The organism is Microterricola viridarii, from assembly GCF_900104895.1.
Lineage (GTDB): Bacteria > Actinomycetota > Actinomycetes > Actinomycetales > Microbacteriaceae > Microterricola > Microterricola viridarii.
In genome coordinates this window covers 1,350,386-1,371,769 of the sequence record NZ_LT629742.1, presented here as the reverse complement: position 1 = coordinate 1,371,769, position 21,384 = coordinate 1,350,386, and the positions used below count along the sequence as shown (strand labels likewise).

Annotated in this window: 18 protein-coding genes; 7 read left to right on the top strand and 11 right to left on the bottom strand. The window is 70.9% G+C overall.

Annotation, left to right across the window (positions count from 1 at the left end):
• Positions 1–44: 44 nt before the first annotated feature.
• The 3 genes from BLT62_RS06220 to BLT62_RS06210 form a co-directional block, all read right to left on the bottom strand.
• Positions 45–1,313, bottom strand: coding sequence for an MFS transporter (locus BLT62_RS06220; RefSeq protein WP_231919369.1), 1,269 nt, complete (start codon positions 1,311–1,313; stop codon positions 45–47).
• Between the two features lie 78 nt (positions 1,314–1,391).
• Positions 1,392–1,709, bottom strand: a complete 318-nt coding sequence (locus tag BLT62_RS06215) for a thiamine-binding protein (protein WP_083363280.1) — start codon at positions 1,707–1,709, stop codon at positions 1,392–1,394.
• Between the two features lie 9 nt (positions 1,710–1,718).
• A complete protein-coding gene (locus BLT62_RS06210) occupies positions 1,719–3,038 on the bottom strand; it encodes a glycosyltransferase 87 family protein (protein WP_083363279.1) in 1,320 nt (439 codons plus the stop codon).
• 84 nt (positions 3,039–3,122) lie between these two features.
• On the opposite strand from BLT62_RS06210, the gene BLT62_RS06205 reads away from it, so the two are divergent.
• The 3 genes from BLT62_RS06205 to BLT62_RS06195 all read left to right on the top strand — a co-directional run bounded on the left by BLT62_RS06205 (position 3,123) and on the right by BLT62_RS06195 (position 5,741).
• Positions 3,123–3,977 carry an ABC transporter substrate-binding protein gene (locus BLT62_RS06205; RefSeq protein WP_231919368.1) on the top strand — a complete coding sequence of 285 codons (855 nt, stop codon included), beginning with the start codon at positions 3,123–3,125 and terminating at the stop codon, positions 3,975–3,977.
• A gap of 64 nt (positions 3,978–4,041) precedes the next feature.
• Positions 4,042–4,905: an amino acid ABC transporter permease gene (locus tag BLT62_RS06200; protein ID WP_083363277.1), complete on the top strand. Its 864-nt coding sequence runs from the start codon at positions 4,042–4,044 to the stop codon at positions 4,903–4,905.
• Between the two features lie 59 nt (positions 4,906–4,964).
• Entirely contained in the window at positions 4,965–5,741 is a 777-nt protein-coding gene (locus BLT62_RS06195; RefSeq protein ID WP_156786450.1) for an amino acid ABC transporter ATP-binding protein, read from the top strand.
• Positions 5,742–5,796: 55 nt separating this feature from the next.
• On the opposite strand, the gene BLT62_RS06190 is transcribed toward BLT62_RS06195, so the two are convergent.
• The 5 genes from BLT62_RS06190 to guaB1 all read right to left on the bottom strand — a co-directional run bounded on the left by BLT62_RS06190 (position 5,797) and on the right by guaB1 (position 11,155).
• Complete coding sequence (locus BLT62_RS06190) at positions 5,797–6,690, bottom strand: ADP-dependent NAD(P)H-hydrate dehydratase (protein WP_083363275.1); 894 nt, start codon at positions 6,688–6,690, stop codon at positions 5,797–5,799.
• A 9-nt stretch (positions 6,691–6,699) separates the two neighbouring features.
• Positions 6,700–7,077, bottom strand: a complete 378-nt coding sequence (locus BLT62_RS06185) for a VOC family protein (RefSeq protein WP_331710518.1) — start codon at positions 7,075–7,077, stop codon at positions 6,700–6,702.
• Between the two features lie 128 nt (positions 7,078–7,205).
• Positions 7,206–8,261: a hemolysin family protein gene (locus tag BLT62_RS06180; RefSeq protein ID WP_083363273.1), complete on the bottom strand. Its 1,056-nt coding sequence runs from the start codon at positions 8,259–8,261 to the stop codon at positions 7,206–7,208.
• Positions 8,258–9,619: a hemolysin family protein gene (locus BLT62_RS06175; RefSeq protein ID WP_172829649.1), complete on the bottom strand. Its 1,362-nt coding sequence runs from the start codon at positions 9,617–9,619 to the stop codon at positions 8,258–8,260. Before BLT62_RS06175 ends, BLT62_RS06180 begins: the two co-directional genes overlap by 4 nt.
• A gap of 96 nt (positions 9,620–9,715) precedes the next feature.
• Entirely contained in the window at positions 9,716–11,155 is a 1,440-nt protein-coding gene (gene guaB1 / locus BLT62_RS06170) for a GMP reductase (protein ID WP_083363272.1), read from the bottom strand.
• A gap of 153 nt (positions 11,156–11,308) precedes the next feature.
• Between guaB1 and BLT62_RS06165 the strand changes: the two genes are divergently transcribed.
• Positions 11,309–15,001 (top strand): multifunctional oxoglutarate decarboxylase/oxoglutarate dehydrogenase thiamine pyrophosphate-binding subunit/dihydrolipoyllysine-residue succinyltransferase subunit, encoded by a 3,693-nt coding sequence (locus BLT62_RS06165; RefSeq protein ID WP_083363271.1) that lies wholly within the window; start codon positions 11,309–11,311, stop codon positions 14,999–15,001.
• An 83-nt stretch (positions 15,002–15,084) separates the two neighbouring features.
• A complete protein-coding gene (locus BLT62_RS06160; protein WP_083363270.1) occupies positions 15,085–15,477 on the top strand; it encodes a PGPGW domain-containing protein in 393 nt (130 codons plus the stop codon).
• An 89-nt stretch (positions 15,478–15,566) separates the two neighbouring features.
• On the opposite strand, the gene BLT62_RS06155 is transcribed toward BLT62_RS06160, so the two are convergent.
• The 3 genes from BLT62_RS06155 to BLT62_RS06145 all read right to left on the bottom strand — a co-directional run bounded on the left by BLT62_RS06155 (position 15,567) and on the right by BLT62_RS06145 (position 18,754).
• Positions 15,567–17,792, bottom strand: coding sequence for an MMPL family transporter (locus tag BLT62_RS06155; protein WP_231919367.1), 2,226 nt, complete (start codon positions 17,790–17,792; stop codon positions 15,567–15,569).
• Positions 17,793–17,876: 84 nt separating this feature from the next.
• Complete coding sequence (locus BLT62_RS06150) at positions 17,877–18,119, bottom strand: zf-HC2 domain-containing protein (protein ID WP_083363269.1); 243 nt, start codon at positions 18,117–18,119, stop codon at positions 17,877–17,879.
• Positions 18,116–18,754 (bottom strand): sigma-70 family RNA polymerase sigma factor, encoded by a 639-nt coding sequence (locus BLT62_RS06145; RefSeq protein WP_104474176.1) that lies wholly within the window; start codon positions 18,752–18,754, stop codon positions 18,116–18,118. The genes BLT62_RS06150 and BLT62_RS06145 overlap by 4 nt, the downstream gene beginning before the upstream one ends.
• A gap of 138 nt (positions 18,755–18,892) precedes the next feature.
• On the opposite strand from BLT62_RS06145, the gene aroA reads away from it, so the two are divergent.
• The gene (gene aroA, locus BLT62_RS06140) at positions 18,893–20,254 is read left to right on the top strand and encodes a 3-phosphoshikimate 1-carboxyvinyltransferase (protein WP_083363267.1); all 1,362 of its coding nucleotides are present in this window, start codon (positions 18,893–18,895) and stop codon (positions 20,252–20,254) included.
• Positions 20,251–21,321, top strand: a complete 1,071-nt coding sequence (gene rsgA, locus BLT62_RS06135; protein ID WP_083363266.1) for a ribosome small subunit-dependent GTPase A — start codon at positions 20,251–20,253, stop codon at positions 21,319–21,321. Before aroA ends, rsgA begins: the two co-directional genes overlap by 4 nt.
• The last annotated feature ends 63 nt before the right edge of the window (positions 21,322–21,384 follow it).

Sequence of the window (21,384 nt, the reverse complement as noted above, 5' to 3'; positions counted from 1 at the left end):
GCCCCGGGATCCCCCGGGGCTTCCTGCGTCAAAGGCGCGCGGTGTCAGCGGGCGCTGACAACCTGCACCAGGTCGGTGCCGTAGCCGAGCACCTCGCCGCGGCCGCGCCGCTTGCCGTCCCAGCTGAAGCTGACCAGCGCGATCAGCAGGCCGAGCACGCTGAGCCCGAGCCCGATCCAGACCGGCGCGACGTAGCCGAAGCCGGCCGCGATCGCCATGCCGCCGAGCAGGGCGCCGAGCGCGTTGCCGATGTTCAGCGCCGAGTGGTTGAGCGCGGCCGCGATCGACTGGCTGTCGCGGGCGACGTCCATCAGGCGGGTCTGGATGGTCGGCGAGAGTGCGGCCGCGGCCGCACCCACCAGGAAGATGAAGACCAGCAGGCCGACGACGTTCTCGGCCGTCAGGGCCAGGCCGACGAGCGCCACCAGCATCACCCCGAAGAAGCCGAACATGCTGCGCCGCACGCTCTTGTCTGCCGCCCAGCCGCCGAGGAAGTTGCCCGCGGTCATGCCGAGGCCGATCACGACGAGCACGACAGGGACGGCCGCCTCGCCGAGCCCGGTCACCTCGGTGACGAGCGGCGCCACGTAGCTGTAGACGGCGAACAGGCCGCCGAAGCCGATCGCGCCGATGCCGAGCGCGAACCAGACCTGCGCCCGGCCGAACGCCTTGAGCTCGTTGCGGATCGTCGCTGTGCGGTCACCCGGCTGCAGCGGCACCGACACCAGCACGGCAAGGAAGGTGAGCGCGAAGATCGCCGCGACGGCGATGTAGGCGACCCGCCAGCCCTGCACCTGGCCGAGCCAGGTGATGGCCGGCACGCCGATCACGTTGGAGACGGTGAGGCCGGAGAGCACGAGCGCCACGCCGCGGGCGCGTTTGCCCGGGCCCATCAGGCTGGCCGCGACGAGGGAGGCGATGCCGAAGTACGCCCCGTGCGGCAGCGCAGCGACGAAGCGCGCGACGAGCACGAGCTCGAAGCTCGGCAGCAGGGCGGATGCCACGGTGCCCAGCGTGAACGCGGTCAGCAGCACCAGCAGCAGCTGTTTGCGCGGCCAGCGGGCGGCGGCGGCCGCGATCGTGGGCGCACCGACGACGACGCCGAGCGCGTAGGCGCTGATCAGCCAGCCCGCCTGCGCGTTGGCCGCGGCCGGGTCGGCGGCGGCGAGGCCGGGCAGCAGGTCGGCGGCGAGGTTGGGGAGCAGGCCCATCGCGACGAACTCCGTCGCCCCGATTCCGAACCCGCCCAGGGCGAGGGCGAGCAGGGCGAAGCGGACTCGCGCGGGCGAGAGGGCGGGGGTCTGTTCGGTCACTGCGCAATTCTACGACCGAATCGAATCGATTCGATACACGCGTGACCCCGAGCGACATTCGCGCCGCGCGGCGGGCGCCTACTCGGCCGTTGCCCCGCGCTCGAGCGCTGCCTCGAGACGCTGCACCTTGCCCTCGATCTCGCCGCTGTAGCCGGGGCGGATGTCGGCCTTCAGCACGAGCGACACCCGCGAGCCGTAGGCGGCGACGGCATCCGTTGCCGCCTTGACGACGGCGAACACCTCGTCCCACTCCCCCTCGATCTCGGTGAACATGGAGCCGGTGTGGTTCGGCAGCCCGGACTCGCGGACGATGCGCACGGCGGCGGCGACGGCGTCGTGCACCGAGCCGTCGGCCTGGCCGGTTCCGCTGGGGGCGACGGAGAATGCGACGAGCATGAGTGATCCTTAGGGGTTGAGTGCGCGGCGGCCGGCTGCGCGGGGGTCGGGGGCGGATGCCGGAGCGCGCCCGGCACGGTGGACGGCGCGCACCGCCCAGCCGAGCAGCACCACCTCGAGCAGGTTGCGCAGCGTGATGACGAGCACCATCCACGGCTCGGCGGCCAGCAGTGCGCCGTACAGATAAGGGTAGATCAGCTGGGTGAGCCCGGCGAGTGCGAACGCGAGCAGGGCCGGCGTGAGCCACTGCCTCCCCCGGTAGACCAGCCCCACGATGACGGGCGCCGCCAGCCAGGTCATGAACTGCGGCGAGCCCACCTTGTTGAACACGATGAGAACCAGTACGAGGGCCAGGGCGAGCGGCGGCAGCAGCTGCACGAGGTGCGCGCCCGCGCGCTGCCGCAGCACGCCGAGCAGCACGACGGATGCCGCGGCGAGCGCCATCAGCGGGGTCGCCAGTGTGCCGGCCAGCGCGGTGCCGTCGCCGAGCAGCTGGTAGGTGAGGATGTCGAAGTCGTAGTAGATGCCGGTGCCCGCAGCACCGAGGGCGGTGAGCCACAGCCAGGGGGTGCCGATCGGCGCCTCGATCTGCAGCCCGCGCCCGGTCTGCTCGTCGACGAAGCCGAGGACATGCGCCCCGCCGCCGAGGATCACGCTGACCAGGACGACGACCGCGCTGACGCAGAGGGCACTCTGCACCACCCGGGCGCGCGAGCGCCCGGCGACGAACAGGGCTGTGACGAGGGCGGCCGGCCACACCTTCACCCACGCCCCCACGGTGAGCAGCGCGGCCCCCAGTGCCGGGCGGCCGGTCGCCAGCAGCAGCCCGACGATGGCCAGCGGAACGGTGACGGCGTCGATGCGCGCGAGCGCGATCGGACCGAGCAGGAGCAGGAAAGCCAGCCACCACCAGGCGGCGGTGAGCCGCCAGAGCGGCCGCGCGCGGCGGGCGCGCAGCCCGCCGGTGAGCACGGCGAACGCGGCCGCGTTCAGGGCGACGACGAGCCCCAGCCAGGTCTGCGCGTACAGCTCGAGGCCGAGCAGGTTCGCCAGCGCCATCGGCGGGTAGGCGAGGATCGGGTACACCCAGGGCAGGTCGATGCCCACCTGGCTGCCCCCGCCGGCGGCCTCCCCCACCCAGACCTTGTAGACACCCTCCACATCGCCGAGCGGCCAGCCTGGCGCGTGCAGGCAGAGCAGCACGAGCACCGTGTGCACGAGCGCGAAGGCCGCCCAGAGGGCCAGCGGATGCCGCGGCAGCCGCCGGGAGGGCCGAGCCCGCGGCGCGGGGAGCGCGTCCCCGGCGAGCGGCGCGGACGGCTCTGGCATGCTGGCCATGCTACCGGCGCATGTCGGAATGCGTCGGCCCGGCTGGCCTCCGCGCGCATTCGCGCCAGAATGGGTTACCCGCACATGTCTGGAGCCACTATGCCGTCACGCCTCGCCCGCACCCTGTCGATCCTTGCCGCCTCGGCGACGATGCTCGCGCTCAGCGCGTGCGCGGCCGGCGCCCCGGCATCCGACGCCCCGGCTTCCGACTACGTGACGGAGGGCAGCTTCACGGTGGCCACCGGCGAGCCGGCCTACTTCCCCTGGGTGCTCGACGACGCCCCGGAGACGGGCCAGGGCTTCGAGGCCGCCGTCGCCTACGCCGTCGCCGAGGAGCTCGGCTTCGCCGCGGAGGACGTCGTCTGGGTGCGCAGCACCTTCGACCAGGCGATCGCGCCCGGGCCGAAGGACTTCGACATCAACCTGCAGCAGTTCTCCGTCACCCCGGAGCGCGCGCAGGCGGTCGACTTCTCCAGCCCGTACTACGCGACCACGCAGGCCGTCATCACCGTTCCCGGCTCCCCCGCGGAGGGCGCGAGCTCCATCGCCGAGCTCAAGGGCCTCCTGATCGGCGCACAGACCGGCACCACCAGCTTCCAGGCCGTCGAGAGCGCGATCGCGCCCGACAAGGGCGCGCAGGCCTTCAACACCAACGACGACGCGAAGCTCGCCCTGCAGAACGGCGTCGTCGACGCCATCGTCGTCGACCTGCCCACCGCGTTCTACCTGACCGGCGTCGAGCTCGAGGGCGGTTCGATCATCGGCCAGCTGCCAGAGGCCGCGGGAACCGGCGACGAGTTCGGCCTGGTGCTGGCCAAGGGCAGCCCGCTGACCGCGAAGGTCACGGCGGCCGTCGACGCGCTGCGCGAGAACGGCACCCTCGACGCCCTGGCGGACGAGTGGCTGGCCGCCGGCGCCTCCGCACCCGTGCTGAAGTAGCCGCCCGGGCACAGCGTGGCGGGCCCCGGCCCGGCATCCGATAGTTTGATGCAGTGAGAACGACGTGACGAACAGCGCACTGGCCCTGCGGGTCCCGAGTGAGATCGAGCTGGACCGACGGCTCTACCGGCGGCGCCAGAACGGCAAGTCGGTCGCCATCGCCCTCGCCAGCACCCTGGTCTTCGCGGCGCTGGTCTGGCTGCTCGTCGTCAACACGCCGGGCTGGACCGCCGTGCAGCAGAGCTTCTTCAACCTCGACGTCGCCATCTCGGCGTTCCCGCGCGTCATCGAGGGCCTCTGGCTGAACATCCGGGTGCTGTTCTTCGCGTCCATCGGCGTGCTCATCGTGAGCCTCCTGCTCGCGGTGATCCGCACCCTGCGCGGCCCCGTGTTCTTCCCGCTGCGCGCGCTCGCGACTGGCTACACCGACCTCTTCCGCGGCGTCCCGCTGCTCATCGTGCTCTACCTCGTCGGCTACGGGGTGCCGGGCCTCGGCCTGTTCCCGCGCATGCCCGCCGAGTTCTGGGGCACCGTCGCGCTGGTCCTCACCTACTCCGCCTACGTCTCCGAGGTGTTCCGGGCCGGCATCGAGGCCGTGCATCCGTCCCAGCGCCTCGCGGCCCGGGCCCTCGGCCTCAGCCACGCCCAGACCATGCGCAAGGTCGTGCTGCCGCAGGCGGTGCGCAAGGTGACGCCGGCCCTGATGAACGACTTCGTCGCCATGCAGAAGGATGTCGGCCTGATCTCGGTGATCGGCGCCATCGACGCGGTGCGCGCCGCCCAGATCGAGACGGCCGCCAGCTACAATTTCACCCCGTACGTGCTGGCCGGCCTGCTCTTCGTGCTGCTGGCCTGGCCCACGATCCGGCTGACCGACTGGTACTCGGCCAGGATGCGCCGCCGCGAGCAGATGGGAAGCATCGTATGAGTTCCCCCGACGCACGCCTCGAGACCGGGCCAGGCGCCCGCACCGGCACGAGCCCCGACATGGGCTCCGACGCGGCCATCGAGCCGCCCGTGCTCAGCCTGCGCGGCATCCGCAAGTCCTTCGGCGACGTCGAGGTGCTGCGCGGCATCGACCTGGATGTGCGCCGGCACGAGGTCGTTGCGCTGATCGGCGCCAGCGGCTCCGGCAAGTCCACGCTGCTGCGCACGGCGAACCTGCTGGAGCCGATCGACGACGGGCAGGTGTTCCTCTCCGGCACGGATGTCAGCGACCCGCGCGTCAAGCTCGACGCGGTGCGCGCCCGCATCGGCGTCGTGTTCCAGCACTACAACCTGTTCCCGCACCTCAGCGTGCTCGGCAACGTGACGCTCGCCGGCCGCACCGTGCACCGGCGCGGCAAGGCGGCGGCCGAGAGGCAGGCGCTGGAGCTGCTCGACCAGGTCGGCCTGGCCGACAAGGCGCGCGAGTTTCCCGACCGCCTCTCCGGCGGGCAGCAGCAGCGGGTCGCCATCGTGCGTGCCATCGCCACCGATCCCGAACTCTTGTTGCTCGACGAGATCACCAGTGCGCTGGACCCCGAGTTGGTCGGCGAGGTGCTCGAGCTGGTGCGCACGCTCGCCCAGGGCGGCTCCACCATCTTGATGGCGACCCACGAGATGGCCTTCGCCCGCGACGTCGCCCACCGCGTCGTGTTCCTGGACGGCGGGCTGATCGTGGAGCAGGGCGCGCCGGAGCGGCTGCTCAACCACCCGGAGCAGGAGCGCACCCGCGAGTTCCTCACCCGCTTCAGCGGCACCGGCCTCACGCCGCCCGCCTAGTCCGCCGTTGGCGCGCGGGCGCGTGCGACCGCAGCCGGCGGGTCGATGCGCCCGGCTACTTGCCGGAGAGCAGCGCGGCGACCGTCGCCGGCACGGCCTCGGCCACGTCGAGCGCGGTGATCGGCCCGCCCTGCGAGGCACGGCGCGCGGCGAGCGCGTGCAGCAGCGCGGCTGTCGCCGCGATCGGCGCGACCGCGTCCGGGTCCTGCGCGATGGTGCGGTGCCGGGTGGCCAGCAGCGCGCCCAGGATGCCGCCGAGCACGTCGCCGGTTCCGGCCGTGGCCAGCCAGCTCGGCGCCCCGGACACCGTGAAGCGCGCCCCGTCCGGGTGGGCGATGTAGGTCACCGCGCCCTTCAGCAGCACGGTTGCGCCCAGCTGCTGCGCGGCCCGGCCGGCCCAGAGAGCCGGCTGAGCGGCGATCTGGTCGACGTGGGGCGGGCCGCCGTGCTCGGCGCTGACCTTCACCGCGCCATGGCCGGCCCGGCGGGCGGTCTCCATCAGCAGCGTGGCCAGCTCCCGGTAGTGCGGGGTGAGCACGACCGCGCCGCGGGCCTCGTGCACGAGGTCGAGCGCGCCGGCATCCAACACCGTCGGCACGCCCTCGGCCATCGCCTGGTCGAGCTCGCCGCCGAGGATCAGCGTGCGCCTGGCGGTCGTCATGCCGGAGCCGATCAGCCAGGCCTGCACCCGACCGCCGACCCCGACGACCTCCGGCCGCCGCGCCATCACCAGGTGGCGCACGGCGCTCGGGCCGGTGTAGCGCACCATTCCGACGCCCGCCCGCATGGCCGCCTCGACGCCGAGCACGGCCGCGCCCGGGTAGTCGTGCGAGCCGGTGATCACGCCGAGCACGCCGCGCGAGTACTTGTCATCGCCGTCGCGCGGCACCGCCAGCCATTCCCTGGCCCGTCTCTCGTCCCATTCCAGCCACTCCGCCGCGGTATCCATATTCGAACGCTAGCTCCTCTGTGCGATGGCGATGATGTTTCCCTCGCTGTCGATGAACCAGGCGCTGCGCTCGCCGCCCAGCTCGGCGACGCCGTTCTCGGTCTTCAGGCCGGGCATGTCGTACTCCTCGAAGGCGACGCCCCGGCCGCGCATGTCGGCCATGGTGGCGTCCAGGTCACCGGTCTCCAGCGTCAGCGCGGTGTTCTTCGCCGTCCCGGCGAAGCTCGTCTGGTAGAGCATGAACAAGCTGCCGCCGACCGAGTAGAGCGAGCCGCCCTCGTCGTCCATGTCCTCCTCGGGCTCGAGGCCGAGCATGTCCTTGTAGTAGGCGCGGGCGCGAGCGAGGTCGCTCGCGGGGAGCACGCCAATGGAACGCTTGAAATCCATCATCAGGATTCCTCTTTTCTCCCCCGCCGTGAGCCTACGCCGCCGTGCCGGGGCACGGAATGGCGCGCACAGAAGCGGATCGACCACACCGTTTCCGGCCCGTGTGCGCGCCAGAGGCTCCGCTCCGCTTACGCCCGCCGGGTGGCGTCCTGCACCTCGCCGACGAGCTCCTCGATGATGTCCTCGAGGAACAGGACGCCGGTCGCCTGGCCCTCCGCGTCGAAGGCCCGCGCGAGGTGGGCCCCGGTGCGGCGCATCGAGGTCAGCGCGTCCTCGAGGTCGGTTCCCTCGAACACGGATGCCAGCTGCCTGATGCGCTTGGCCGGCACCGGTTCGTCCCAGGCGGGCGTCGTGGCATCCGGCACCAGGTCCAGGTCGATGACGTCCTTGAGGTGCAGGTAGCCGCTCGGCTCGCCGTGCTCGTCGAGCATGACGTAGCGCGAGAATCCGTGCCGGGCGACGGCCCGCTCGAGGTCGGTCGGGGTGGCGTTGAACGGCAGGCTCACGAGCGAGGCCATGGGCACGGCGACGTCGCGCACCTTCTTGGTGGTGAACTCGAAGGCCGCGGTCAGCGCGCCGGTGCTGTCGCGCAGCACGCCCTCCCGGGTGGACTGGTTGACGATTGTCGCCACCTCGTCCAGGGTGAACGCGCTCGTCGTCTCGCTCTTCGGCTCCACGCCGAACAGGCGCAGCACGCCGTTCGCCGTCGCGTTCAGGGCGACGATGACGGGCTTGAACACCCGTGCGACCAACACCAGCGGCGGGGCCAGGATCAGCACCGCCCGGTCAGGGATGGAGAAGGAGAGGTTCTTCGGCACCATCTCGCCGAAGACGACGTGCAGGTAGGAGACCAGCAGCAGGGTGATCGCGAAGGCGACACCGCCGATCAGGGCCTCCGACCAGCCGGTCAGCGCGAGCGGGATCTCGAGCAGGTGGTGGATCGCCGGCTCGGAGACGTTCAGGATCAGAAGCGAGCACACGGTGATGCCCAGCTGGCTGGTCGCCAGCATGAGGGTGGCGTGCTCCATCGCCCAGAGCGCGGTCTTCGCGCTGGACTTGCCCGCCTCGGCGAGCGGCTCGATCTGCGAGCGGCGCGCGGAGATCACCGCGAACTCGGCGGCCACGAAGAAGGCGTTGCCGAGCAGCAACACGACCAGCCATGCCAGTCCGGCCCAGTCGTTCATCGGCTTCCCTCCGCACGGGCGGATGCCGGGGCATCCGTGCCGCCTGTGTCATCCGGCTGCGTCTCATCGGCGTCGGGCGTGAACCGGATCCGGTCGATCCGGCGCCCGTCGAGGCGTTCGACGCGCAGCTCTCCGCCCTCGATGGCGACGGTGTCGCCGACGACGGGGAGGCGGCCGAGCTCGCTCATCACGAAGCCGGCGACGGTCTCGAACGGCCCCTCCTCCGGCACCTTGATGCCGGTGCGCTCCAGCAGCTCGTCCGGCCTCAGCATTCCGGGGAAGGTGAGGGAGTCGGCCTGGCGCACGATCCCGGCCCTGGCGCGGTCGTGCTCGTCGGCGACCTCGCCGACCAGCTCCTCGACCAGGTCCTCCAGCGTCGCAACGCCGGCGGTCCCGCCGTACTCGTCGACGACGACCGCCATCTGGAAGCCGCGGCCGCGCAGCTCGCCCAGCAGGGTGTCGAGCTTCATGGTCTCCGGCACGCGCAGGGCGTCCGACTGCAGGGCGGACACCGGCACGTCGGCGCGCTTGGCGCGCGGCACGGCGAGCGCCTGCTTGATGTGCACGACGCCGACGACGTCGTCCATGCTCTCGTCGATGACGGGGAAGCGCGAGTACCCGGTCTGCGCGGTGAGCTCGATCACGCTCTGCGCGGAGTCGGTGCGCGAGATGCTGGCGATGCGCGGGCGCGGGGTCATCACATCGGATGCCGTGTGCTCGGAGAAGCGCAGGGTGCGGTTCAGCAGCGTGGCCGTGTCGGCCTCGAGCATGCCCGCGCTGGCGGAGCGGCGCACGAGCGAGGAGAGCTCCTCTGCGGTGCGGGCACCGCTCAGCTCCTCCTTGGGCTCGATGCCGAAGGAGCGCAGGATTCCGTTGGCGCTGCCGTTCAGCAGGGTGATCGCCGGTTTGAACACCGCGGTGAACACAGTCTGGAACGGGATCACGAACTTGGCCGTCGCCACCGGCAGGGCCAGGGCGAAGTTCTTCGGGACCAGCTCGCCGATGATCATCGACAGCAGCGTCGCGGTGACGATGGCGATGGTGACGGCGAGCGCCGGGACAACCGCCTCCGGCACGCCCCAGCTGGTGAGGGGGCCGCTGATCAGGCTGGAGATGGCCGGTTCCATCGTGTATCCGGTGAGCAGCGTCGTCAGCGTGATGCCGAGCTGCGCGCTCGAGAGGTGGGTCGAGGTGATCTTCAGCGCGGCAATGGTCATGCCGAGCTTGGTCTCACCCCTGTCGCGTCGGGCTTCGAGCTCCGCGCGATCGAGGTTCACCAGCGCGAACTCGCTGGCGACGAAGAGGCCCGTTCCCACGGTGAGGATGAGTCCGAGTCCAAGCAGAATCCACTCAGACACGCTGTTCACCCCCGTAGGTCACGGGCATGGGTTTATGGGCGGGCGAGTTGGCAGGGGGAGGGTCGTCCATCGTGTTGCCAGTATAAGTGAATCGCGCTACCAACTCACTGGGAGCGCCTTGCCCTCCTCGTAGCCGGCGGCCGATTGGATGCCGACCCTGGCGCGTTGCTGGAACTCGCCGATGTCCTTGGCACCCGCATAGGTGAAGGAGCTGCGCACCCCGGAGGTGATCATGTCGAGCAGGTCCTCGACGGAGGGGCGGAGCGGGTCCAGGTAGATCTTCGAGGAGGAGATCCCCTCGGCGAAGAGCATCTTGCGCGCCAGCTCGTAGGCGTCGAGCCGCTCGAAGCGCTCCTGGACGGCCTTGGTGGAGGCCATCCCCCAGCTCTCCTTGTACAGCCGGCCCGCGGCATCCGTCGCCAGCTGGCCCGGCGCCTCGATCGTGCCGGCGAACCAGGACCCGATCATGACGGATGCCGCGCCGGCTGCGAGGGCCAGAGCGACGTCGCGCGGGTAGCGCACCCCGCCGTCCGCCCAGACGTGCGCGCCCTGCGCGCCGGCCGCCTCCGCGGTCTCCAGCACGGCGGAGAACTGCGGCCGCCCGACGGCGGTCATCATGCGGGTCGTGCACATCGCGCCGGGGCCGACCCCGACCTTGATGATGCTCGCGCCGGCCGAGACGAGGTCGCCGACGGCCTCCCCCGTGACCACGTTTCCGGCGACCAGCGGGATGCCGAGGCCGAGGCTGCTGACGGCGGCGAGCGCGCGCAGCATGCTCTCCTGGTGCCCGTGCGCCGTGTCGAGCACGAGCACGTCGACGCCGGCCGCGGCCAGCGCCTGCGCCTTGGCGGCGACGTCGCCGTTCACGCCGATGGCCGCGGCGACGACGAGGCGCCCGTCCGCGTCGACGGCGGGCTGGTAGAGGGTGGAGCGCAGCGCGCTGGTGCGGCTGAGCGTGCCGACCACGGCCCCGTGGTGCATGACGGGCGCGAACTCCAGCCCCGCGGCGGTCATCACGTCGAAGGCGCGGCGCGCCGTGTCGACGTCGTCGGCGTCCAGCGCGGTGAGCTCGCCGTGCAGCAGGTCGCCGAGCCGGGCGTCCGGCGGGGCGGTCGCGAGCCGGGCCGCCTGGATGCAGCCGCGGTAGGCGCCGCCCTCCTCGTGCAGCACGATGCCGTGCCCGGCGACGGCCGGCACCTGCGCCAGCGCGTCGGCGACGGTGGCGTCCGGCGAGAAGGAGAAGGGGGTGTCGAAGCGCACCGACTGCGACTTCACCCAGCGGATGGAGGCATCCAGCTGCTGCAGGGGCGTGTCCTGCGGCAGCACGCCGAGGCCCCCGCGACGCGCCAGCGACGCGGCCAGCCGCGGCCCGGTCACCGAGTTCATGTTCGAGGCGACGATCGGGATGGTGGCGCCGGTGCCGTCGTTCGGCGCGAGGGAGACGTCGAGGCGGCTGCCGATGCCGGAGCGACTGGGCACCAGGAACACATCGGAGTAGGTGAGATCGTGGCTCGGCGTTGTGCTGTAGAACTCCATGTGGCCCACGCTAGCCCCGAACCGGGCCGACGCGCGAGGCACACAGACAACGATGGCCGGAAAAGGGGATTAGGCTTGGAAGTCGCGGCATGTGCTCACGCGAGCCCATCCGCATCCCTGTTCCAAATCAACGAAGAGAGTGGGCGATCGGCTGTGTCGAGCCAGTTGACCGGGTCGGGTTCCGACGAAACAACGTCGGAAGAATTTGGAGCCAATGAATGGCTCGTCGACGAAATGTACGAGAGATTCCTCGTTGACAAGAATTCTGTCGACCAGTCGTGGTGGCCGATTCTGGAGAATTACACCCCGAGCAGCCCGGATGCCGAAGCGGCCCCCGGCGCGATCACGCACCCGATCACCGCGCCGATCCCCGTGATCGGCACCCAGCCTGCGGCCAAGACCACCTCGGTCGCGCCCAAGCCGGAGCCGGTTCCCGCGGACGCGCCGGTCACCAACTCGCAGCCGGTGGTCCCCGCCGAGCAGGCGGAGACCGCGCCGGACGAGGTCACCCCGCTGCGCGGCATGGCCAAGACGCTCGCCGTCAACATGGACGCCAGCCTGAGCATGCCCACCGCCACCAGCGTGCGCACCATCCCGGCGAAGCTGATGATCGACAACCGCATCGTCATCAACAACCACCTCAAGCGCGCCCGCGGCGGCAAGATCTCCTTCACCCACCTCATCGGCTGGGCTCTGATCCAGGCGCTCAAGGTGTTCCCCAGCCAGAACGTCTACTACACCGAGGTCGACGGCAAGCCCTCCGTCGTCAAGCCCGCCCACGTGGGCCTCGGCATCGCCATCGACATCCCCAAGCCCGACGGATCGCGCGCCCTGCTGGTGCCCGCCATCAAGCGCGCAGACACGATGACCTTCAGCGAGTACCTCGCGGCCTACGAGGACCTGGTCCGTCGCGCCCGCGGCAACAAGCTGACCGCCGACGACTTCAGCGGCGCCTCCATCTCGCTCACCAACCCGGGCGGCATCGGCACCGTGCACTCCGTGCCCCGCCTGATGAAGGGCGCCGGCTGCATCATCGGCGCCGGAGCGCTCGAGTACCCGGCCGAGTTCCAGGGCTCCAGCGAGAAGACGCTGGCCGGCCTGGCCATCGGCAAGACCATCACGCTCACCAGCACCTACGACCACCGCGTCATCCAGGGTGCCGGCTCCGGCGAGTTCCTGAAGATCGTGCACGAGCTGCTCACCGGCCAGCGCACCTTCTACTCCGACATCTTCTCGGCGCTGCGCATCCCGTACGCCCCGATCGAGTGGGCGCCCGACATCAGCGTCGACCTCGCCAGCGCCGTCGACAAGACGGCCCGCGTGCAGGAGCTCATCAACTCCTTCCGCGTGCGCGGCCACCTCATGGCCGACATCGACCCGCTCGAGTACGTGCAGCGCTCGCACCCCGACCTCGACATCGCCTCCCACGGCCTCACCTTCTGGGACCTGGACCGCGAGTTCGTCACCGGCGGCTTCGGCGAGCGGCGCTCCGCGCCGCTGCGCGACATCCTCGGCGTGCTGCGCGACTCCTACTGCCGCACCACCGGCATCGAGTACATGCACATCCAGGACCCGGTCCAGCGCCGCTGGGTGCAGTCCAAGGTGGAGCGCAAGTACGAGAAGCCCACCCACGACGAGCAGATGCGCATCCTCGGCAAGCTCAACGAGGCCGAGGCCTTCGAGACCTTCCTGCAGACCAAGTACGTCGGCCAGAAGCGCTTCAGCCTCGAGGGCGGCGAGTCCACCATCGCCCTGCTGGACGCCATCCTCGCCGGCGCGGCGGAGACCGGCCTCGACGAGGCCGCGATCGGCATGGCCCACCGCGGCCGCCTCAACGTGCTCACCAACATCGCCGGCAAGACCTACGGCCAGGTGTTCCAGGAGTTCGAGGGCACCGCGAACAACAAGAACGTGCAGGGCTCCGGCGACGTCAAGTACCACCTCGGCACCGAGGGCGTCTTCCGCAGCAGCACCGGCGCGCAGATCCCTGTCTACCTCGCCGCGAACCCCTCGCACCTCGAGGCCGTCGACGGCGTGCTCGAGGGCATCGTCCGCGCCAAGCAGGACCGCAAGCCGATCGGCACCTTCTCCACGCTGCCGATCCTGATCCACGGCGACGCGGCCATGGCCGGCCAGGGCGTCGTGCTCGAGACGCTGCAGATGTCGCAGCTGCGTGCCTACCGCACCGGCGGCACCATCCACGTCGTCGTGAACAACCAGGTCGGCTTCACCACTCCCCCCGGTGAGGCGCGCAGCTCGGTCTACTCGACGGATGTCGCCAAGACCATCCAGGCCCCGATCTTCCACGTGAACGGCGACGACCCAGAGGCCGTCGTCCGGGTGGCGGAGCTCGCCTTCGCGTACCGCCAGGAGTTCAAGCGCGACGTCGTCATCGACCTCATCTGCTACCGCCGCCGCGGGCACAACGAGGGCGACGACCCCTCGATGACCCAGCCGCTGATGTACAACCTGATCGAGGCCAAGCGCTCGGTGCGCAAGCTCTACACCGAGGCCCTCGTCGGCCGCGGCGACATCACCGAGGAGGAGTACGAGGCGTCGCACCGCGACTTCCAGGACCGCCTCGAGCGCGCCTTCATGGAGACGCACGCGGCGCAGACCGGCTCGATGACCGTCGTCAACCCGCTGGGCAACGGCGAGGCCGAGAACGACGACGCGATCGGCGTGCCGGAGACCACCGGCGTCAGCGAGGCCGTCGTGCAGCTGATCGGCGATGCGTTCAACAACAAGCCGGCCGGCTTCACCGTGCACAACAAGCTGCAGCAGCTGCTGCAGAAGCGCCTCGACATGAGCCGCAACGGCAACATCGACTGGGCGTTCGGCGAGCTGCTCGCGCTCGGCTCGCTGCTGCTGGAGGGCACCCCGGTGCGCTTCGCCGGCCAGGATGCCCGCCGCGGCACCTTCGTGCAGCGCCACGCCGTGCTGCACGACCGCGTGAACGGCCAGGAATGGCTGCCGCTGGCGAACCTGAGCGACAGCCAGGCCCGCTTCTGGATCTACGACACGCTGCTCAGCGAGTACGCCGCGATGGGCTTCGAGTACGGCTACTCGGTGGAGCGCGCGGACGCCCTCGTGCTCTGGGAGGCCCAGTTCGGCGACTTCGCCAACGGCGCCCAGACCATCATCGACGAGTTCATCGCCTCGGCCGAGCAGAAGTGGGGCCAGCGCTCGAGCGTCGTGCTGCTGCTGCCGCACGGCTATGAGGGTCAGGGCCCCGACCACTCCTCCGCCCGCATCGAGCGCTTCCTGCAGCTGTGCGCGGAGAACAACATGACGGTGGCCCGCCCGTCGACGCCCGCGTCGTACTTCCACCTGCTGCGCCGCCAGGCGTACCAGCGCCCGCGCCGCCCGCTCGTCGTCTTCACGCCGAAGGCGATGCTGCGCCTCCGCGGGGCGTCCAGCGACGTCGCCGACTTCACCAGCGGCGCCTTCGAGCCGGTGATCGACGATGTGCGGATCACCGACAAGGCCGCCGTCAAGCGCGTGCTGTTCATGGCCGGGAAGGTCTTCTACGACCTGCGCAGCGAGCTGGAGAAGAACCCGAACCCCGAGATCGCCCTGGTGCGCCTCGAGCAGTTCTACCCGCTGCCCGCCGTCGAGCTGAAGGCGGTCGTCGACCAGTACCCGAACGCCGAGCTGTACTGGGTGCAGGACGAGCCGGAGAATCAGGGTGCCTGGCCTTTCTTCTGCCTCGAGACGGCGAAGCTGGGCCACCGCCCGGTCGGCGTCGTGTCGCGCCCGGCATCCGCCTCGCCGGCCGCCGGATCGGCCAAGCGCCACGCCGCAGAGCAGTCCGAGCTGCTGCGCACCGCGCTGACGCTCGACTAAGCGCAGACGCCGGAAGGCCCGCCCCGACCACCCGGTCGCGGCGGGCCTTCTGCGTTCCCGACCGGCGAGCCTAGGCTGGGCGTATGAGCGAGCAGAGCAACGCGAGACGGGCCGGCGCCGCCGTCGGGCGGGCGGCCAGCAGCGCCGCCCGCGGCACCCGTTCGGCGATCCGCAAGAACCCGACGGCCGACAAGGTGTACCGCGCGGGAGTCGGCGTGGTGGGCGGCAGCACGCTCGCCCTCGGCGTCGTGCTGATGCCACTGCCCGGCCCCGGCACCCTGATCGTGCTGGGCGGCCTCGGCATCCTCGCCACCGAGTTCGATGGCGCACGGAGGGTCAGCGGCACGGCCAACGCGGCCGCGCAGAGGGTCGCACGCAAGGCCAGCGAGGCGGCGAGGGTGGCCAGGGCGCGCCGGGACGCCGCCCGGGCGGAGAAGCCCACTCCCGCGCCGCCGGCCGCGCCCACGCCCCGGTAGCGACCCACCGACAACGAGCGGGGGCTCCCGCACAGTGCGCCCGCTGCGCACTGTGCGGGAGCCCCCGCTCGACTCGGCCCTTCCTGCCGCTACCGGGCGTCGACGGAGCGGGGCTCCTCCGGCATCCGGGACAGCTTCGACGGCCACCAGATGGCGCGGCCGATGTCGTAGCTGAGCGCCGGGATCAGCAGCGAGCGCACCAGGAAGGTGTCCAGCAGCACGCCGAAGGCGACGATGAACGCGAGCTGGGCCAGGAACAGGATGGGCAGCACGCCGAGCGCGGCGAACGTGGCCGCCAGCACCAGGCCGGCCGAGGTGATGACCCCGCCGGTCACGACGAGCCCGCGCAGCACGCCCTCCCGGCTGCCGTGCACCAGCGCCTCCTCGCGCACCCTCGTCATCAAGAAGATGTTGTAGTCCACGCCGAGCGCGACCAGGAACACGAAGCCGAACAACGGGACGACGGGGTCGGCGCCCGCGAAGTCGAACACGTTGTTGAAGACGATCGCCGAGACCCCGAGCGCGGAGGCGAACGACAGCACCACGCTGGCGATCAGCAGCAGCGGCGCGACGATCGCCCGCAGCAGCAGCATCAGGATCAGCATGATGACGATGAGCACGAGCGGGATGATCAGGTTGCGGTCGTGGATCGCGGCCGTGTTGGTGTCCAGCGCGACGGCGGTGGTGCCGCCGACCAACACCGGGTCCTCGGCCGTTCCGACGCCGGCGAGCTCGGCGCGCAGCTCGGTGACGAGTGCTTCCGCCTCGAGCGAGTCGCCCGGGTAGTCGAGGGTCGCCTGCAGCAGCACCCGCCCGTCGATCACGGTGGGCGCCGTCGGGGCGGCGCCGGGCGCGCCGATGGCCTGGATGCCGTCGGAGGTCACCGGCAGGCTGCCGCTCGGCGAGTCGGCGGAGAGCACGGTGACGGAGGCCACCCCGTCGGTGGTCAGGGCCACGTCGGCGGCGTCCTGCAGCGCGCCCTCCGGCGCGACGATCACGGCCGGGGTCCCAGAGCCGCCGGGGAAGTGCTCGCTGATCAGCGCCTGGCCGTCGCGGGACTGCGACTCCCCCAGCACGAACTCGCTGGAGGGCACCCCGTCGGCCTTGAGGCCGAGCATGCCGAGCGCCATCACGCCGAGGAGCAGTGTGGAGGTGATCCAGATGGTGCGCGGGCGGCGGCGGATGAAGCGGGCCACTGCGGGCCATGCGCCCTTCTCGGTGAGGCTCTTCTCGCTCGGGCCGACCTCGCCGAGCTTCGGCCGGCGCGGCCAGAAGGCGGTGCGCCCGGCCCAGAGCATCAGCGCCGGCAACAGGGTCAGCGAGGCGAGGAGGGCGAAGACGATTCCGATCGCGGCGACCGGGCCGAGGATCTTGTTGGAGTTGAGGTCGCTGAACAAGAGCAGCAGCAGCGCGGCGATCACCGTTCCGCCGGCGGCCAGGATCGGCTCCCAGGAGCCGCGCAGGGCGGCCCAGGTGGCGGCCCATTTGCTCTCGTGCACGTGCAGCGCCTCGCGGTAGCGGGCGATGTAGAGCAGCGAGTAGTCGGTGGCGGCGCCGATCACGAGGATGAAGAGGATGCCCTGGGTCTGGCCGTTGATGAGCAGGATGTCAGCCGCGGCCAGCTGCACGACGACGAAGACGGCCGCGCAGAGCGCGGCCATGCTGGAGCCGAGCATGATCAGCGGCAGCAGCGGGGAGCGGTAGACGATGACGAGGATCAAGAAGACGGCCGAGAGGGCGACGGCCAGCAGCAGCCCGTCGATGCCGGCGAAGGCGCCGGAGAGGTCGGCGGTGAACCCGGCCGGGCCGGCGAGGATGCTGGTGAGACCCGGGGTGTCGAGCTCGGCCAGTTCGGCGCGCAACTCCACGACGGTGTCCTTGACCTCGCCGGTGGCGTCGATCTGCACGAACACCTCCGCGGCCTCGCCGTCCTCGGAGGGGATGGCCGGGGAGACGCCGTCGGCCAGCACGCCCGGTGTGCCCTGGAACGCGCTGGCCGCGTCCGCGATGGCGGCGCGGTCGGCATCGGTCAGGCCGCCGTCGCGCTGGAAGATGACGATCGCCGGGATCGCGTCGGTTCCGCGGAACTCGGACTGGATCTGCTGCACCTGGGTGGCCTCGGAGCTGGCCGGCAGGAACTGGACCGCGTCGTTGGTGGCGACGTCGCCGATCTTGCCGAAGGAGGCCCCGCCGATGCCGAACAGGGCGAACCAGACGAGGATCAGGACGGCGGGGATGGTGGCGCGCAGCCAGCGTGGAACGCGCGTCGACGGGCGGGGCGGCGCGGTGGCCGGATCGAGTGCAGTTTTGTTCACGCAGCCAAGGCTATCGATTTACCTAGCCAGGCGAAACAATCAAAAGTTTGACGCTGCCGGGTGCGCCCTCGCTGCCGTCGCCGCTCAGGCGTGCTGCTGGGAGAGGCGCAGGCGCGAGAGCACCATGTCGCGCAGGTCTTCCGGCGCGGTCTCCTTGCAGGCGCGCTGGACCGTCTCGGTCAGCACCACGCCGATCAGGTGCTCCGTCGTGCACTCCGCGCAGTTCGCGAGGTGCTCGCGGATGTCCGCCGCGTCCGAGCTGCACAGTTCGTTGTGCAGATACTCCTCGAGTTCTGCCTTGGCTTTCTCACATCCGCAATCGCTCATTTTTTGCTCCTAGGTGCGCGCGCACCGGTGTCCGGGTTGAGGCCGATGCCCTGCTCTTGGGCGTATCCGGCCAGCATTTCTCTCAGCATCCGGCGGCCGCGGTGCAGGCGGCTCATCACGGTGCCGATGGGGGTCTTCATCATGTCGGCGATCTCCTGGTAGGAGAAGCCCTCGACATCGGCGAAGTAGACGGCCAGCCGGAAGTCCTCCGGCAGCGACTGCAGCGCGTCCTTGACTGTGCTGTCGGGCAGGTGGTCGATCGCCTCAGCCTCCGCCGAGCGGGTCGAGCTGGCGGTGCGCGACTCCGCGCCGCCGAGCTGCCAGTCCTCGAGCTCGTCGATGGTGCCCTGGTACGGCTCGCGCTGCTTCTTGCGGTACGTGTTGATGAACGTGTTGGTGAGGATCCGGTAGAGCCACGCCTTGAGGTTCGTGCCCTGCTCAAACTGCTTGAACGCGGCGAAGGCCTTGACGAAGGTCTCCTGCACGAGGTCTTGCGCATCGGAGGGGTTCTTCGTCATCCGCAGCGCAGCACCGTAGAGCTGGTCGATGAAGGGGAGCGCTTGCTCCTCGAACAGCGCACTCAAATCCGGCTGGTCTGCGTGAGGCGTTTCCGCTTCTGGTGATTCGTTGCTCATCACCGGCAAGCTTAGGGCGTCGGATGCCGTGAACGCCCGGGTCGGGCGTTCCAGCAGTGCGGCCTCTGGCATTGTTCTCCTCACGCTCCAGTGTCATCTTCGGGTGCCGCGCACCCGTACCGACTATCCTGATAACCAATGCTGATCTCGAGATATTCCAAGCCCGACTTCGACCCCTACGGCGAAAACAGCCCTGAGCCCGAAGAAACGCTGTGGCCGGCGCCAACCGCGACCGCCCCGGTGAGCGCCGTTCTCTCGCTTCCGGGGTCGAAATCGCTCACCAACCGGGAGCTCGTGCTCTCGGCCCTGGCCGACGGGCCGTCGCTGCTGCGCTCCCCGCTGCACTCCCGCGACAGCGCGCTGATGGTCGAGGCGCTCCGCGAGCTCGGCACCGTGATCGAGGCCGTCCCCGGCCACGGCGAGTACGGCGACGACCTGCTGATCACCCCGGCGGAGGAGCTCTCCGGCAGCACCACGATCGATTGCGGGCTCGCCGGCACCGTCATGCGCTTCTTGCCGCCGCTGGCCGGCCTCGCGCTCGGCCCCACCACCTTCGACGGCGATGAGGCCGCCCGCCGCCGCCCAATGGCGACCACGATCAGCTCTCTGCGCGCCCTCGGCGTCGACATCAACGACGACGGCCGCCCCGTGCTCCCGTTCACCGTGCACGGCACGGGCCGCATCGAGGGCGGCGAAGTCACCATCGACGCCTCCCTCTCCAGCCAGTTCGTCTCCGGCCTGCTTCTGGCCGCCTCCCGCTTCGACGAGGGCCTCTCCCTCACGCACGACGGCGAGCGCCTGCCGAGCCTGCCCCACATCGAGATGACGATCGCGACCCTCGCCGCCCGCGGCGTCACCGTCGAGAACCCCGCCACCGGCCAGTGGGTCGTCGCACCCGGGCCGATCGCCGCCGCGGAGGTCGACATCGAGCCCGACCTCTCCAACGCCGCCCCGTTCCTGGCCGCCGCGCTCGTCACCGGCGGCACGGTCACCATCACCGGCTGGCCGAGCGAGACCACCCAGATCGGCGCCAGACTGGCCGACCTCCTGCCCCTGTTCGGCGCGACGGTCAGCCGCGACGGCCACCGCCTCACCGTGACCGGCGGCGAGAGCATCCGCGGCGTCACCCTCGACCTGCCGGAGGGCGGGGAGCTCGTGCCCAACCTGGTCGCGCTCGCCGCGCTCGCCTCCGAGCCGAGCACGATCACCGGCATCGGCCACATCCGCCACCACGAGACCGACCGGCTGGCCGCGCTCGTCACCGAGATCAACAAGCTCGGCGGCCGGGTCACCGAGCTGGAGGACGGCCTGCACATCGAGCCGGCCGAGCTGCACGGCGGCACCTGGCTGAGCTACGAGGACCACCGCATGGCCACGACGGGCGCCATCATCGGGCTCGCCGTTCCCGGCGTGGACATCGAGGATGTCGGTACCACGGCCAAGACGCTGCCGCAGTTCACGGCGCTCTGGCACGGCATGCTGGGCGGCCACGGCGCATGAGCTGGTGGGCGGGAGCCGACGATGACGACGATGAGCAGGAGCTCGACGAAACGGCCGTGCGGGTGCGGCCGAACCGCAAGGGCAACCGGCCGCGCACCAAGACCAGGCCGGAGCACAGCGACGCGCTGACCGGCCGGGTGCTCGGCGTAGACCGCGGCCGCTACACGGTGCTGCTCGACGAGAACACCGCAGAGGAGCGCCAGGTCACGTCCGCGCGCGCCAGCGAGCTGCGCAAGAAGGCCGTCGTCACCGGCGACCGCGTCGACATCGTCGGCGACACCTCCGGCGCTGAGGGCAGCCTGAGCCGGATCGTGCGGATCCAGCCGCGTGTCACCCTGCTCCGCCGCAGCGCCGACGACACCGACGCCGTCGAGCGCGTCATCGTCGCCAACGCCGACCAGATGCTGATCGTGGTCGCCGCCGCGAACCCGGAGCCGCGCATCCGCCTGGTCGACCGCTATCTGGTCGCCGCCTACGACGCGGGCATCACGCCGATCCTCTGCGTCACCAAGACCGACCTCGCCGACCCGTCCGAGTTCCTCGCCAACTTCGCCGGCCTCGACTTCCAGGTGTTCACCAGCCGCACCGACGAGATGCCGCTGGAATCCATCTCTGCCGCCCTCGTCGGCCACGACACCGTCTTCGTCGGGCACTCCGGCGTGGGCAAGTCGACCCTCGTCAACGCCCTCGTGCCGGATGCGCAGCGGGCCGTCGGCGTGGTCAACACCGTTACCGGCCGCGGTCGGCACACCTCCTCCTCGACCGTGTCGCTGCGCCTGCAGACGGATGCCGGCCGCGGCTGGGTGATCGACACGCCGGGCGTGCGCTCCTTCGGCCTCGGCCACATCAACACCGAGAACATCCTCAAGGCCTTCACCGACCTGGCTGCGATTGCCGAGGAGTGCCCGCGCGGCTGCACCCACCTGCCGGACGCGCCGGACTGCGCCATCGTCGAGGCCGTCGAGGCGGGCACGCTCGGCGACACCGGGGCGGCCAGGCTGGACTCGCTGCAGCGTCTGCTCGGCACCTTCGCGCCCTCCAACCGCGCGGTCAGCACCGAGCGCTAGCCGCCGGCGTGCCCCGGCCGGGGGCCCGGGCGCGCACGGGGCGCGCAGCCACAGCGGCTACGG

Excerpts from the sequence above, each read along its gene's own strand:
- BLT62_RS06185 (WP_331710518.1), bottom strand. The coding sequence starts at position 7,077 with ATGGATTTCAAGCGTTCCATTGGCGTGCTCCCCGCGAGCGACCTCGCT.
- BLT62_RS06190 (WP_083363275.1), bottom strand. The coding sequence starts at position 6,690 with ATGGATACCGCGGCGGAGTGGCTGGAATGGGACGAGAGACGGGCCAGG.
- rsgA (WP_083363266.1), top strand. The coding sequence starts at position 20,251 with ATGAGCTGGTGGGCGGGAGCCGACGATGACGACGATGAGCAGGAGCTC.
- BLT62_RS06145 (WP_104474176.1), bottom strand. The coding sequence starts at position 18,754 with ATGAGCAACGAATCACCAGAAGCGGAAACGCCTCACGCAGACCAGCCG.
- BLT62_RS06150 (WP_083363269.1), bottom strand. The coding sequence starts at position 18,119 with ATGAGCGATTGCGGATGTGAGAAAGCCAAGGCAGAACTCGAGGAGTAT.
- BLT62_RS06180 (WP_083363273.1), bottom strand. The coding sequence starts at position 8,261 with ATGAACGACTGGGCCGGACTGGCATGGCTGGTCGTGTTGCTGCTCGGC.
- aroA (WP_083363267.1), top strand. The coding sequence starts at position 18,893 with ATGCTGATCTCGAGATATTCCAAGCCCGACTTCGACCCCTACGGCGAA.
- BLT62_RS06160 (WP_083363270.1), top strand. The coding sequence starts at position 15,085 with ATGAGCGAGCAGAGCAACGCGAGACGGGCCGGCGCCGCCGTCGGGCGG.
- BLT62_RS06195 (WP_156786450.1), top strand. The coding sequence starts at position 4,965 with ATGGGCTCCGACGCGGCCATCGAGCCGCCCGTGCTCAGCCTGCGCGGC.
- BLT62_RS06210 (WP_083363279.1), bottom strand. The coding sequence starts at position 3,038 with ATGCCAGAGCCGTCCGCGCCGCTCGCCGGGGACGCGCTCCCCGCGCCG.
- BLT62_RS06205 (WP_231919368.1), top strand. The coding sequence starts at position 3,123 with ATGTCTGGAGCCACTATGCCGTCACGCCTCGCCCGCACCCTGTCGATC.
- guaB1 (WP_083363272.1), bottom strand. The coding sequence starts at position 11,155 with ATGGAGTTCTACAGCACAACGCCGAGCCACGATCTCACCTACTCCGAT.
- BLT62_RS06215 (WP_083363280.1), bottom strand. The coding sequence starts at position 1,709 with ATGCTCGTCGCATTCTCCGTCGCCCCCAGCGGAACCGGCCAGGCCGAC.